We start from the raw sequence: 14,250 nt of genomic DNA, 5'->3' as shown, positions 1-14,250 counted from the left end.
ATAGAAAAGCCGCTCCATGTCTGCGGAGCGGCTTTTCTGTTATACTATGTACGTGGTCCTGTTATTAAGCTTTTCCCTTGAAATAGACAGTAAAAGTAGAGCCTACACCTACTTCACTTTCTACCTCTATATAGCCACCAGCGTTCTCTACTATTCTTTTCACAATGTACAGTCCTACGCCTGAACCTTCCACATGGTCGTGCAGGCGCTTGAACATAGAGAAGATCTTGCTCTTGTTCTGAAGGTTCATACCCAAGCCATTGTCTTTAACCTGCAGTACAACGTATTCAGGGGTAGTTTTGGTTGTAATCTGTACATGTGGCTTGCGCTCCGGCGATCTATACTTGATTGCATTACTTACCAAATTGTAAACAACGCTGCGTAAGTTCTTGGTAGAAAACTGCAGCACAGTATCTGGTGCCAGGTCTTTCTCTATTACAGCTTCTGTTTCAGCTATCAGGAACTCAAAGTCAAGCTGTACTTCATTTATCACTTCAGCCAGATTGATACTTTTTACGTCATCACTAGCTTCACGCTGAATCTTGGCTACCTCTGTAAGGTCAGTAACAGCTCGTTTAAACCTGTCTACAGAAGACTGAATCAAATCTATAACGCGCTTCACAGAACCTGACTCCAGCGTTTCCTGGGGCAGGTACTCAACCAAGGCCTCCATCAAACCTTCAATATTCGATATTGGAGCCTTCAGGTCATGTGAGGCGGAGTACACGAAGTTATCCAAGTCAGCATTGGTAGCTAGCAGCTCCTCGTTCAGTGCCTCTACAGACTGCCTATACTTTACCTGTGCACTGGTGTCTATTGCCACCGCTATCACACCAGTTATAAATCCCTGCTGATCACGCATTGGATGGTAAATGAAGTTCAGGTAAACTGTCTCCATTTTTCCATCACGTTCGAACTGAAGAGGCAGCTCGTTCGCTATAAAAGGCTCTCCGGAATTCACTACCCCATCAAGCAGCTGTATTATTCCTTGCTCACTTACTTCAGGCAAAGCCTCAATTACAGGCTTGCCTAAAACATCTTCAGCCTCACGACCCCAAATCTCGCATACGCCTGGGTTGGCCAGGTCAATAATGTACTGTGGCCCTCTTACAATGGCTATACCCACCGGTGCCTGCTGAAAGATATCCTTCAGGTACTCTTGTTGCTTTGCCAGTTCTTCTCTGGCCTTGATACTGGTTATGGCCGTGGCGATGTGGCCGGTAAGAAGGGCATGAAAACCCTTATAGTCTGTGCTGTACTCCAGCCATGGGCTAATGCCGGCTACAAAGAAACCTATCACCTGTTTTCGGCCCGGTCTCATGATAGGTAGTACCGCCGCGCGTTCAATCTTTCTGGACAAACTATTGGCCAGGTCAGATCCAAAATTCAACGCTGAACAGTCGAGCAGTACGGGCTCTTTCGATTCCATCACATTTTTGAACTCCCAGGCTGTTTCACCTTGGGTCAGATCAACAAAGTCCGGAACATTTCGCCCGCTACTGTTTCCTGCCTGGCCGACTAAAGTGGCTTCTGTTGCTGTGTTGTTCAGTAGATAGATCATGCAGAAGGGAAGATCCTTACTGTTTTGCAGCAGCAAATCGCAGGTACGTTGTGCAGCCTGCTCCAGTGTTTGCAACTGAACTGTAACCTCTGAGATATCCTTAAGTGATTTCATTCGACGCGTGCTCAGCACTGTACCAGTTACCTCATGGCAGGCGCAGAAGACACCATTTACCTCTCCGTTGTCATCAAAGGCTGGGCTATAGGAAAAGGTCCAGTAGGTTTCTTCCGGAAAACCTTTTCGCTCCAGCATCAACATTAACGCTTCGGCATAAAATGGATTTCCCCCACTTAGGATTTCATCTACCACTAATCCCATATTATCCCATATTTCAGACCATGCCGTTCGTGCCTTTGCTCCTAAAGCTTTGGGGTGCTTATTGCCTAAGGCTGGTAAGTAGGCATCGTTATGAAACATGTAGAGGTCCTTAGACCACCAGATGAACATAGGAAAGCTGGAGTTTAGCAGAAGCCGGATGTTTGTTTTAAGGCTTTCCGGCCATTGCGCAGGGCTGCCCAGAGGGTGATTGTCCCAGTCAAAACTGCGCATCAGCGCACCCATTTCACCACCACCTTGGAAGATGTTTAGTGTATGGTTGCTGGAAACTTCATTCTTAGTACGGTACATTAAAACTATGTTAGTCGGAACACATTTCTGTTCCTGCTTTGCTGTCAGGATATAATTTGGCTTAAAACGCCTTACGATTTGCAGTGCTTTAAGTTGAGCAAATATAACCTATGAACAGCTAAAATTCGATGAAAAACTATAAGCCGCTGATTAACAAGTTATAGCATAACAATGAACATCAGGAGAAGTTTGAGAATACCCTGTGTTACAGGTTGCTGTTTAAATCTGCTTGTTCTGCTATTGCGAAGTTGTGCCTGCCTCACAACCTCTTTTGCCCGCTTCAAAGTATTTTCTGTTGGCTATCGTGGCTGCGTAGCCCACCTTTGCTTCAGCTTAATCAATCACTTATACTTTATCAATGAAGCACTTCATACTTGCTGTCACTATAGGAATGCTTTCATTGGTTTATACAGGCGTAGCTGCACAAGATGGTGGTTACTTGTTAGGTAAGGTGATAGAAGCTGACAAGCAGATAGCAGCAGAAGGAGCAAGTGTTATCAATATGTCCTCTCAGAAGGCTACTATTGCAGATCATGAAGGCATGTTTCTGATACAAGCTGCTTTGGGTGATAGCCTGCTGATACGCTCAGTTGGCTATAGGTCTGTAGTGCATCGTGTAGAACAGTTAAGTACTGCTAACGAAGCGTTAGTGACGATCAGGCTTGAAGAAGTCAGTGTTAAACTGCCTGAGGTGGAAGTAACTGGCTTGCCCTCATTGGAGCACCTGATGCGAAACTACGGAAGGAGAGAGAAAGCTCCTAACCATGTTAAAAATCCTGCTTACGCTCCCAAAACGGAGACAGCTACCCTTTCTTCCCCCTCACTTACTGTAGGTTCTCCTATTGGTGCTATGTACAGCCTGTTCTCCAGAGAGGGAAAAGAACTACGCATGCTTGAAGAACTGCAGGAAAAACAGAAGCAGGAGCAGGAACTTGAGGAGAAGCGCAAGTACAACAGGTTTTTTATTGACAACACTGGCTATGAACACTAGCTGCCTCCGTTGCTCAAGTGCTGGTTTGTACGGCTCACTTAGTTTATTGCCCGCTTCAGGTTGTAAGGAATTGTAGGAGGCTGCGGCATCAGGCAACTTTGCTCCGGAGGCAAAAGGTAAAAATGGCTCAGGCTATACTTCTGAGATTTACCCGGTGCACTACCACAAAACACACAAGAATTATATAGATCATGAGAATTAACAAGTACTCTACGCGGCTCAAGCTGCAACTTATGCGTTGCCTGACCATTGCTTTGCTATTAGGCGCCTTTACCTCTTGCGACTCCGACGAGGATACGACAGACCTGCTGGGTGATTGGCAAAAAGCCTCTGACTTTGCGGGTGTTTCCAGGAGCGGTGCTGTTGCTTTTACAATTGGCGACATGGCGTATGTGGGCACAGGTTTCGACGGCAACCAGCGCCTCACCGATTTTTGGCAGTACGACTCCAACAAAGGCTCCTGGATCAGGAAAGCCTCTTTTCCGGGTACGGCCAGAAACCTGGCAGTAAGCTTTACCGCCAATGGTAAGGGCTACGTTGGCACAGGCTTCGATGGCGTGAATCACCTTCGCGACTTCTGGGAGTATGATCCGCAAACTGACACCTGGACACAGATAGCTGATTTTCCTGGTTCTGCCCGCTATGGTGCCGTAGCCTTATCAATAGATAACAAAGGTTATGTTGGAGCAGGATATGATGGTAACTACCAAAAGGACTTTTGGCAGTACGACCCTGCCACCGGTCAGTGGCAGGAACGAGTAGGCCTGGGTGGAGCGAAAAGACTGAATGCCTTCGCTTTTACTTATGATGGTAAAGGCTATATAGGTGGGGGTATCAACAACGGGCAATTCCAGTCAGACTTTTTAGAGTACGATCCGGTTAACGACTCCTGGAGAAAACTCAAGAGCCTGGATGAAAATGATCGTGAAAATGAGGATTACCCATCTCCAAGAACATCTGCAGTTACCTTAGTAATAAATAACAGAGTATTTGTAGTTGGCGGATCTAACGGCTCCGCTCTGGCAGATGTGTGGGAGTATGAGCCTTTAGGAGACCTTTGGGTAGAAAGATATTCTTTTGAGGGAAGTGCTAGAGAAGGAGCTGTAGGCTTTGCTCTTGGAGGTTTTGGATACATAACCACCGGCCAAAGCTCAACTTACCGCTTTGATGATCTGTGGCAGTTTGATCCTACCATCTTTAGCCAAGATTAAAAAATACAGTCCAGTGGTACTGCTCCTGTGTAGGAGCCGTGCAGGTAGCAGTAGACAGGATAGCTTTAAGAAAGTTTTTCATATTTGACTTAGTATACTGAGAGCCTGGCTTCTGGTTAGGCTTCTCTTTATGTAAGGGTGGGGGAGAAAGTCTAAGCTTATTCCAATTTCATATCTTTAGCAGTATCAAAAAGCTAGTGCAGCTTTTAAAACGAGATTTCAATGTAGATTAAAAGTGAAGATTAAATATGATTGGGGCTAAGACAGAGCAACTGGCATAAGAACATGATTCAAAAACAGAACAACTATATACAGGAGCTACTAATTGTAGCCCTGATTACTTCAGTATTCTTTGGCGTGTTTAGTATGCTGCCAAACCTGCTCTCTTCCCATAATCCTTTTATGCCGCCGCCACCACGTCCTGGTCCGGGAGCACCCGAAAGTGTGATGAGAGCAATGCGGGGAGGTGCACCAAAAGGCCACAGCATAGGCATTGTTGTAACCACTGTGTTGATGCTGACCTTGTGGATCATGAACATATTCCTCTACGCCAGGTTTCAGGCATTCAGGGCAAAGGAGCAGACTAAAAGTGTGTTGCGCTATATTACAAGCTATGTGCTGATGTTTGCTCTCATCAGCTCGTATTATCTTGTGCTTGGGTATTTTGCCCCGAACCCATACCACTACGGTAGGGTTTTGTTTATTCCTTTTATTGCCGGTTTAACCAACAACACCATTGTGCTGGTTATGCTGGACCTTGTTGTGTTGCAGCGGAAGAAGGCCTTGGTGGAGCTGGAGAATGCCCAGCTTAAAATGAGCAGTATTCAGGCGCAGCACCAACACCTGAAACATCAATTGCAGCCACACTTTTTGTTTAACTCCCTGAACACACTCAAGACACTCATTAAAAGGCGCCCCCTTGAAGCTGAGGAGTACCTGGTGCGTTTATCAGAGTTTTTGCGAGCTTCGTTAACTCCTGGCAGCCGCGATACAATTGCGCTACGGGATGAGCTGAAGTTGTGTGTAGACTATCTGGAGATGCAGAAAGTACGCTTCAAAAATGCTTTTCACTATGAGATTGATGTTCCTGAAGAACTGCTTGAGACAGCGTTTGTGCCTATATTTTCGCTGCAGTTGCTGGCTGAGAATGCCATCAAACACAATGGTTTTACTGTGGAAGAGCCGCTCTATATTTATATCAGCTATAATGATGACGGCTACCTGGAAGTGCGCAACAACAAAAAAGCAAAGTCTATAAGTGAGCCTTCTTCTGGCATAGGCCTGAAAAACCTGAGGGAGCGCTATATGGTACTATCTGAGAAGGATATTGCCATTTTCGATACAGAGAAGTACTTTTCGGTACAGCTACCAATATTGAGCAAGTGAGAATTGTTATTATAGAAGATGAGCCGCTTACGGCTGAGGACCTGGCAGAAACCCTGCAGCAGGTGGATAGTGCTATAGAGATTGAGGCTGTTCTTGCTTCAGTGAAGAGCGCTGTAGCATACTTCCAGGTGAATGAGTTTCCTGATCTTATTTTTTCAGATATTCAGTTAGGCGATGGTCTCAGTTTCGAGATTTTTAAGGCTGTGCCTACTTCTACACCTGTTGTTTTCTGCACTGCTTATGATGCTTATGCCTTGGATGCTTTCAAGGCCAACGGCATCGATTACGTACTGAAGCCATTTTCGTCGGCTTCCATTAATGAAACACTGCAGAAGTATAAAAAACTGCAGCAAAACCTTTCCAAACCCGAGCCATCGATAAAAAACATACTCGACCTTTTTGAGAATAGGCTGAGCCAAAAACGCAGTTCTATACTTGTATACCAGCGCGATAAAATTATTCCCTTACCAGTAGCAGAGATTGCTATCAGTTACGTGGAGAACCAACTAACGCGGGTAGTGTGCTTTGATGGTAAAAGTTATGTTGTCAACCACACTTTAGATGAACTGGAGAGTATGCTGGCGCCACAATTCTTCAGGGCGAACCGGCAGTACCTGGTTAACCATAAAGCTGTAAAAGAAGCCTCTCAATACTTTGGCCGCAAGCTGCATGTGGCATTAACCATTCCTTTTCAGGACGAAGTGATTGTAAGCAAAGCCAAGAGTCCGAAGTTTCTGGATTGGCTGGCAAACCAGTAAGGTAAGCCTGCTATATACGCACATATCAAAACAAGTATGAAGGCCTTCGCTGATCCTCAGTAGAAGGCCTTTTTAATGGTATTTGCCCTGCTATCATCTATAACGTGCGGGCACAATGGCGCTATGCCTGCCATAATGTTTCCTTCTTCGTCAAGTCGCAATTGTCCGCTTCGCCTGTGGCTTTGCCCGTCTCAGTTTGCTTTTCATAATAACGAAGTGTCAGATACATAACCTTTGCTTATCAGATTGAGAGAAAGAACTTCATCTAACCAATTTGCTATGCAAAGACTATTCTTATTCATATTTGCCCTCTTTACCGCTTCTCAGTTATATGCACAGGGCGCTACGGTATTTGGCACCGTACAAAGTGCACAAGATAAATCAGCACTGCCGGGTGCCAGTGTGGTGTTGAAACGGATAACCTACGATTCGAGCACTGGTGTAGCTACAGATGTAGCGGGAGCTTTCAGGTTTTCGAATGTGGTACCTGGTATGTACATGGTAGAAGTGAACTACCTAGGTTTTAAGCCACTAGAGAAAAAGGTTTTAGTGCAGCAAAACACGGTAAACCTAGGTGTACTGGAGCTGGAGGAAAGCAGCACAACCATCAAAGAAGTACAGGTAGTAGGGCGGGTGCCGTTAGGGGATCAGAAAGGCGATACAACATCCTTTAATGCGGGAGCCTTCAAAACAACTCCTGATGCCAGTGCTGAAGACCTTGTTCAGAAAATGCCAGGCATCACTATCCAGAATGGGGCCATACAGGCACAAGGTGAGGATGTGAAACAGGTATTGGTAGATGGTAAACGCTTCTTTGGTGATGATCCTGGTACGGCCTTGCGTAACCTTCCTGCCGATGTAATTGCCAACATCGAGATCTTTGATAAGAAAAGCGATCAGGCTGAGCTAACAGGCGTGAATGATGGCAATGAGCTAAAGACAATCAATATTGTTACCAAACCGAACAGCAGGAATGGTGCTTTTGGCAAAGCCTCTGCAGGCTACGGCACCGATGATCGCTACATGCTGGGGGCCAGCCTTAACTTCTTTAATGGTGACAGAAGACTTACTGTGACCGGGCTAACCAACAATATTAACATGTTAGATTTCTCAGTGGGTGAGACACCTGGTGGTGGCATGAGGGGGCGCCGTCCGCCTTTTGGTGGCACCACCACCACCGGGTTAATCTCTACCAACACCTTTGGCCTGAACTACAGCGATATGTGGGGCGATAAGCTTGAGGTATCCGGCAACTACAAATTCACTGAGAGGGATATTGAGAATAACCAGTATCGGATACAGCAGTACATTTTAGCGGCTGACTCAGGACGTGTATATACAGAGAACAACCTGAGCAATATCCACACAACAGACCACCAGTTCAACCTGCGCCTGGACTATAAACTCAACGAGAATAACCGTCTGCTATTAACGCCTAGCCTGACTGTTCAGCAGCGGAACCTTAACGAAAATATAGCGGCTACCACGCTAAACGATAATGGTCTAATTAATGAGACGCAGAACCAGACTGCTTCTGATAATCTAAGCTATACACTTAAAAACAGCTTATACTTCAGTCACAAATTCGGCATGCCAGGGCGCACTATCTCTACCACACTAAACACCAGTGTGAGTGCCACAGATGGTGAAAGCTCACTGCTAGCCAACACTATCTACTACAGGGGCAACAACGGGGATGTTAGCCAGGACCAGCAGGTAAAACTGGATAGAGCAGGATTAACCTGGTCAGGAGAGGTAGCCTATACGGAGCCGCTGAGCAAGAACGGGCAACTGCAGCTGCAGTATACTATCGGCAACCAACTAAATGATTCTGACAAGAGAACCTACAAGCTGTTTGAAGAGGGACAAGGGTATACTTCGTTAGACACTACGCTCAGTAACAAGTTCGAGAGTGAGTTCCTGACACAGCGCTTTGGTACAGGCTATCAGTACAGCAAGGATAACTTGCGCATAAGAGTAGGAGCTGGCTACCAGGTGGCAACCCTGCAAAGTGACAAGGAGTTCCCTACAAGCTTTACACTGAAAAGGACCTACGCTAACATACTTCCGGATGCTCAGGTAGATTACAAGCTGTCGGATACGCGCAACTTTGATATAAACTACTCCACCAGTGTAAATGCACCAGCGGTAGAACAACTGCAAGAGGTTATTGACAATTCGAACCCACTGCAGCTAACAAGAGGTAATACCGCACTAAAGCCAAGCTACCAGCACAGCTTCAGGACGGGCCTGAGAGACTTTAACCGGGAAACGAACCAGGTTTTCTTCGTGGGGCTATTTGGAAATATTACGCAGAGCTATGTTGGCAACAGCATTATTAGGGCAGAAGGAGAGGAGGTCACGCTTCCTGATGGGCAAGTGCTGGAGCCCGGGCAGCAGCTCACGCAGCCTGTAAACCTGAATGGCTATTGGAATGTGCGCTCCGTTTTTCACTATGGAAAGCCACTTAACCTGCTAAGTTCAAACCTTGGGGTGCATGGCACTGTAGGCTATATCCGCACGCCGGGCCTTACGAACGGGGAGCTAAGCTATGTTTCTTCTCCCAACTTTGGTCTGGGGCTTATGCTGAGCAGCAACATCAGCGAGAATGTAGACTTTACTGTTTCCAGCAACTCTCATTATAATGTAGTGAAGAACTCACTACAACCTGAGTTAAACAACAATTACTTCACGCAGAACAGTAATGTAAAGCTTAACTGGATTTTCTGGAAAGGCTTAGTATACCGCACCGAGCTTAACCAGCAGGCCTACGCAGGTCTATCAGAGGGTTATGACAACAATTACCTTCTCTGGAACATGAGCATCAGCAAAAAGCTGTTCAAGAACCAGCAGGGAGAAATCAGCTTGAGTGTAAACGACCTGTTAAAGCAGAACGTGAGCCTGCAGAGGAACCTGGCGGCACAGTACGTGGAGGATGTGCAGTCTAGTGCATTGCAGCGCTACTTTATGCTCACCTTTACATACAACCTGCGCAACTTCAGCGGCGAACAAGCACCTCAACAAGACAGAAGCTTCCCTGGCCCGCCACCTGCTGGTGGACGACTTCCTCAGCCCCAGGGATAATTCATAAAACAGAACCAGAACACGGTTGCCTTACCTGCAAATAGTGCTCATTAGTTGATCAACATAGATAATCTATCAATAACCAGCTGTATGAAAAGGAAAGAATTTTTAAGTAAAAGTGTAAGGGGCGTAATAAGAATTGCAGCTGCTCTTCCTGTACCAAATGCCTGCAAGGATGAGGAGAGTATAAGCCCTGCAGATGGGACAACTACTGACTCAGAGAGCTGCGGCTTAACAGACGCAGAGACTGATGGGCCATACCCGCTTTAGAACAGCCGGGGGGCAGCTACACAGCGGCAGGGTATAACAGATGGTAAAACGGGAATTCCATTGAATATAACCATTACGGTACGCAATGCCAGTGATAGCAGCAGTGTACTTGCCAATGCCCGGGTAGATATCTGGCACTACGGTAAGGATGGCTACTACTCTGGCTATACAAATTCTGGCTATCTGGGCATACAAAACAACACTTCAGCCGTGTTCTGTAGAGGGCAAAAATTTACAGATGCCAATGGCCAGGTGCATTTTGCCTCTATCTATCCCGGTTGGTATAACGGTAGGGTAACTCACATACACGCCCAGGTGTATGTAGGCAGCAGCTTAAAACTAACAACACAGATAGTTTTTCCTGAAGACGTGAATACAGCAGTATATAACACGGAGCTGTACTCGGCACACGGTCAGAACCCGATTAAAAACACTACGGACTCTATTATTCGTGACTCCTTAGACAACGAATTGGCAGCTTTGGCACCAAAAGCTTCCGGTGGCTACGATCTACTGCATACTATTTACGATTAAATGCCAAAGAAAGCCCTGGCACTCATATCTTTGGCAGTATAAGCCGATGTGCAATTTTATCAGGCTCTTAAACGTAAGCTAAGAGAAAGGGAAGGAGAAAGCCCTTCCCTTTCTCTTCATCTTAAAAGCCTGGACAGTACCTAGCGGCTGCCCCATCCGCAGGCATGAGTGAGTGTAGGCCCGGAAGATGAATGTTCTTTGTCCACTTAAGCCCCTTTCAGCTATGAAGAATTTACTCTGTCAGAACCTGGGCGTCGATGTGGGCAAAGACGCTCTGGAGGTGGTGCGACATTCCTTCACTTTTGTTGGGTTAGATCTTACCCTATGTTCTACCGCCTGCACTTGCCGGCTGTTACCTTTGCTGCAGCAAACATGCCCTGCACCGGGATGCGTCAGCAGCTAGTAATATAAGAAATAAGGCGGTCGGGCAGACCGTTTCAGCTTGGGAGATATACGGTCGCAGTAGCCAGGTAGCCCAGGAATCCAACCTGCTTTAGCGGTGGGAATGTCAAATAGCTCTATAATGCCACTTCAGTAACAAAGGCGAGTACTATATTCAAAGTTATCAACCATGAATAGCGAGGCAATAGAAGTGTTAGAAAAAGAAATGGCCTTAAAGCAGAAATTGCTTTACAAGCAGCAGCCCGTTGGTTCTAAAAGAAAAGCACCAGTTGTTTTGCTACACGATATTGCAGCGCTTAAAAAGTCCATAAAAGCTCTAAGAAAGCAGCACATTAAAGCACAAAAGAAGCGAAACGCATTAAAGGAAAAGTGGGCATAAACAGACAGGACGATTGCTGCTATAGTAAGCGTCCTGTCTGTTTATAAATTTTACCACCTACATCTTTTAATGGAAAAACAGGTAAGCAATAAAAATGGCAGCTATCACTCCGGCAAAGTCGGCTATTAAGCCGCAGGTAAGAGCATATCTGGACCTGCGAACACCGACAGACCCGAAGTACACAGCCAGCACATAAAAGGTGGTTTCAGTTGAGCCCTGGAAAACTGAAGACATTCGCCCTACAAAAGAATCTACTCCATAATTGGTCATCGCCTCAACCATAAGACCTCTGGCTCCGCTTCCGCTCAGGGGCTTCATAAAGGCAACTGGCAAGGCAGGTACGAAGTCTGTATTCATACCAGTAAGACCTATCAGGTAACCTATGCCATCCACTAGCATGTCCAGCGCGCCGGAGGTTCTAAAAACACCAATAGCAACAAGTATAGCCACCAGGTAAGGTATGATGGTGATAGCCACTGAGAAACCTTCTTTTGCTCCCTCTATAAACGCTTCGTACACATTCACTTTGCGTGCAAGGGCCAGTCCTATAAAAGAGATAATGATAGAGAACAAAATCACATTACTAGCTACAGTCGAGATAACACTTACCTGCTCCTGCGGAATAATGGAGAAGTAATAAATCAGCCCCCCGATAAGCACTAGTAGCGTGCCGAGGTAGGCTAAGATTACTTTGTCAAATAAGTTAATGCGCTGGTACAGTGCTACTGCTATAAGGCCAACCACAGTAGAGAAAAAGGTAGCAAGAAGTATAGGTATAAAAATGTCGGAAGGGTCGGCTGCACCTAACTGCGCCCGGAACACCATGATACTGATAGGAATAATGGTTAAGCCGGAGGTATTCAGCACCAGGAACATGATCTGAGCATTCGATGCAGTTTCCTTATCAGGGTTGAGCTCCTGCATCTCCTTCATGGCCTTTAGACCCAAAGGTGTAGCCGCATTATCCAGTCCCAGCATGTTTGCAGAGAAGTTCATGAGTATGGAGCCATAAACGGGGTGGTTGTTGGGGATTTCCGGAAACAGGCGATGAAAGAAAGGCCCCACCAGTCGCGCAAGTATAGCCACTACACCGCCGCGTTCACCTACTTTCATCAGGCCCAACCACAAGGTCATTACGCCTGTAAGGCCGAGTGAGATTTCAAAACCGAGCTTAGCGTTATCAAAGGTACTGGCAACCAGCTTCTGGAAAATATCTACATCCTGAAAAAAGATAAGCTGAAAAAGAGCAATAACAAAGGCAATCAGAAAGAAGGCTGCCCACAGGTAGTTTAAAACCATTTTAAAGGTTGGTTGGGTTAGATTTAGCCTGTAAGTTACAAAGCTGCCATAAGAAAAACCATTGACCTGAGCGTAGGGCCAATGGTTTTCAGAAGATTTTTGAGGTTACAGTTTACAGCACCAGGCCATGAAGCTGCTCCGTTTTTTCAGCTTGTACATCGTACAAGAAACCGTTTACGACAGCATAAAGTACCTCTCCGTTTACATTCTGTAGGCTGAAGTTGGCATCGCCATTCAGGCTTAGTTCATGGTTTATCTCAGCAGCTGCGCTCATCACATTCAAAGGGAGTTCTAAAGGATTTATACTTTCAATAGCTGCAGGAAGCGTTTCCAGCTTTACTGTCGTGTAGCCTTTAGACAGTAAATCATTAGCCAAGTCAGGAGTGAGATCTGCCAAACAGTTCACAGGCTTTTCGTATACTTTACCAGGTACTAAAGTGAGGCCATCAGCATCTAACTCTTCGTAGCCGCTAAACACACTCATGTCACCAATTTCATCCACAAACCCTCTCAAATAGTAGCCCTTGCCTACAGGCGCATCTATCTCATCCCTAAAGATGCCTACATCTAGCATAGCATCCTGGCCGCTTCGGTTATAGCGCACGTTTCGCAGCACCAGGTCATAGAGATTGCGCGCATTCTCAGGAATCTTGTAGTAGTCTTCCTGCTCATAGTCTTCGTAGCCGTTGCCAGCTATCAGGTGTAGGGCAGACAGAATAGAGGCAAAGTTGAGCTGTCGGATGTACTGCTTCTCAGGGTCCTTAGGATAGCCGCCGGACTCAATCAGAATAACACTAGTGCCCCACTTCTGTATGTTGTCGCCAAATGCCCGAGGTTCGTGCTCGTCGGAATACTTAGCCACCTGCTCCGGAATAATTTCCTGCAAAGCCTCATTCATCCCTACAATGGTACGCATGGCGCTGCCTCGCACGCTATCCACGGTTTGGGCATGATCAAAAGCTGGAGCCAGGAAGGAGATAGTGGCTGGCTTAGAGGTATTGCCCACGGTATAGTAACGGCTCTGGTCGTGAAGGTTAAAGCCAAACTCAGGACTGATGGTATCACGCAGGTCTTTCAGTAAGCGCGCCTCTGGACTCTGTAGTCGTAGTGCATCCCGGTTCAGGTCTACTTCCAATGCATTGCGGCGCATATACTTCTCGGCACCATCAGGGTTCAGCATGGGCACTATGTAAAGTGTCACGTTCTCCAGTATGTGTTGCTGTAGTGACGCTAGCTTGCCTGGTTGCTGCAGAAAATTGAAAAGGTCGAAGAGAGCCATGGTGGCGGTGGGCTCATCGCCATGCATCTGTGACCAGAGCATCACTTTTGTTTTCCCGGAGCCCGCTTTCACCATATATATGTCCCGCTGCTCTACAGATTTGCCCACTACCTGCACATCAAAAACAGGCTGCTGCTTTAGCTGCTCTATCAATGGCACAATGTCTCGATGCTTAAACCGGCGGTGCTGTAATGCTGGTTCTTTATAAGTAGAAAATAAATCAAAAGCTTGTTTAGCTACTTTGGTGATAGGCAGTGTAGAAACTTGTGCAGTAAAGTGATTCATACAGATGAAGAGTCGAAATTCTTGTTTTGACACCACAGGCTTTAACTGGAACTGATACATGCTTGGTAGTAAAGCACACTGTGGTAGGTTAAAATCAAGAGGTAAAATAACAAGGATCTCTTAAGAATGACACGATAGAGCAGGTTTTGTTGCTATACTTTGGGCAGGACTGAAAAGCAGAACA

General features: G+C 46.2%; 12 protein-coding genes. 9 read left to right on the top strand and 3 right to left on the bottom strand.

Translation table 11 applies throughout. The annotated features are described in order from the left end of the window. Window positions 1-64: 64 nt before the first annotated feature. A complete protein-coding gene (locus tag PKOR_RS20270; RefSeq protein ID WP_235336878.1) occupies window positions 65-2,188 on the bottom strand; it encodes an ATP-binding protein in 2,124 nt (707 codons plus the stop codon). A gap of 358 nt (window positions 2,189-2,546) precedes the next feature. Here PKOR_RS20270 and PKOR_RS20265 point away from each other — a divergent pair, with 358 nt between their 5' ends. The 9 genes from PKOR_RS20265 to PKOR_RS20235 all read left to right on the top strand — a co-directional run bounded on the left by PKOR_RS20265 (window position 2,547) and on the right by PKOR_RS20235 (window position 11,203). Continuing rightward, the gene (locus tag PKOR_RS20265) at window positions 2,547-3,179 is read left to right on the top strand and encodes a carboxypeptidase-like regulatory domain-containing protein (protein ID WP_046313108.1); all 633 of its coding nucleotides are present in this window, start codon (window positions 2,547-2,549) and stop codon (window positions 3,177-3,179) included. A gap of 191 nt (window positions 3,180-3,370) precedes the next feature. Further along, window positions 3,371-4,390, top strand: coding sequence for a Kelch repeat-containing protein (locus tag PKOR_RS20260; protein WP_046313106.1), 1,020 nt, complete (start codon window positions 3,371-3,373; stop codon window positions 4,388-4,390). Window positions 4,391-4,675: 285 nt separating this feature from the next. Then, window positions 4,676-5,776, top strand: coding sequence for a sensor histidine kinase (locus PKOR_RS20255; protein WP_046313105.1), 1,101 nt, complete (start codon window positions 4,676-4,678; stop codon window positions 5,774-5,776). After that, window positions 5,773-6,534, top strand: a complete 762-nt coding sequence (locus tag PKOR_RS20250; RefSeq protein ID WP_046313104.1) for a LytR/AlgR family response regulator transcription factor — start codon at window positions 5,773-5,775, stop codon at window positions 6,532-6,534. Before PKOR_RS20255 ends, PKOR_RS20250 begins: the two co-directional genes overlap by 4 nt. Window positions 6,535-6,813: 279 nt before the next feature. Then, entirely contained in the window at window positions 6,814-9,618 is a 2,805-nt protein-coding gene (locus PKOR_RS20245) for an outer membrane beta-barrel protein (RefSeq protein WP_046313103.1), read from the top strand. Between the two features lie 90 nt (window positions 9,619-9,708). Next, window positions 9,709-9,888, top strand: a complete 180-nt coding sequence (locus PKOR_RS24555; protein ID WP_052738981.1) for a hypothetical protein — start codon at window positions 9,709-9,711, stop codon at window positions 9,886-9,888. 60 nt (window positions 9,889-9,948) lie between these two features. After that, window positions 9,949-10,422, top strand: coding sequence for a dioxygenase family protein (locus PKOR_RS20240; RefSeq protein WP_052738980.1), 474 nt, complete (start codon window positions 9,949-9,951; stop codon window positions 10,420-10,422). 223 nt (window positions 10,423-10,645) lie between these two features. Then, the gene (locus tag PKOR_RS24890; protein WP_148561761.1) at window positions 10,646-10,825 is read left to right on the top strand and encodes a hypothetical protein; all 180 of its coding nucleotides are present in this window, start codon (window positions 10,646-10,648) and stop codon (window positions 10,823-10,825) included. 189 nt (window positions 10,826-11,014) lie between these two features. Beyond that, window positions 11,015-11,203: a hypothetical protein gene (locus tag PKOR_RS20235; protein ID WP_148561760.1), complete on the top strand. Its 189-nt coding sequence runs from the start codon at window positions 11,015-11,017 to the stop codon at window positions 11,201-11,203. A gap of 66 nt (window positions 11,204-11,269) precedes the next feature. Here PKOR_RS20235 and PKOR_RS20230 read toward each other — a convergent pair whose 3' ends face one another. After that, window positions 11,270-12,502, bottom strand: a complete 1,233-nt coding sequence (locus PKOR_RS20230) for a nucleoside recognition domain-containing protein (RefSeq protein WP_046313101.1) — start codon at window positions 12,500-12,502, stop codon at window positions 11,270-11,272. 112 nt (window positions 12,503-12,614) lie between these two features. Then, window positions 12,615-14,066: a M14 family metallopeptidase gene (locus PKOR_RS20225; RefSeq protein ID WP_052738979.1), complete on the bottom strand. Its 1,452-nt coding sequence runs from the start codon at window positions 14,064-14,066 to the stop codon at window positions 12,615-12,617. Window positions 14,067-14,250: the final 184 nt, after the last annotated feature.

The organism is Pontibacter korlensis (assembly GCF_000973725.1).
Classification (GTDB): domain Bacteria; phylum Bacteroidota; class Bacteroidia; order Cytophagales; family Hymenobacteraceae; genus Pontibacter; species Pontibacter korlensis.
Note: the sequence above shows the minus strand (reverse complement) of the source record. Positions and strands in the feature narration are given on the sequence as shown.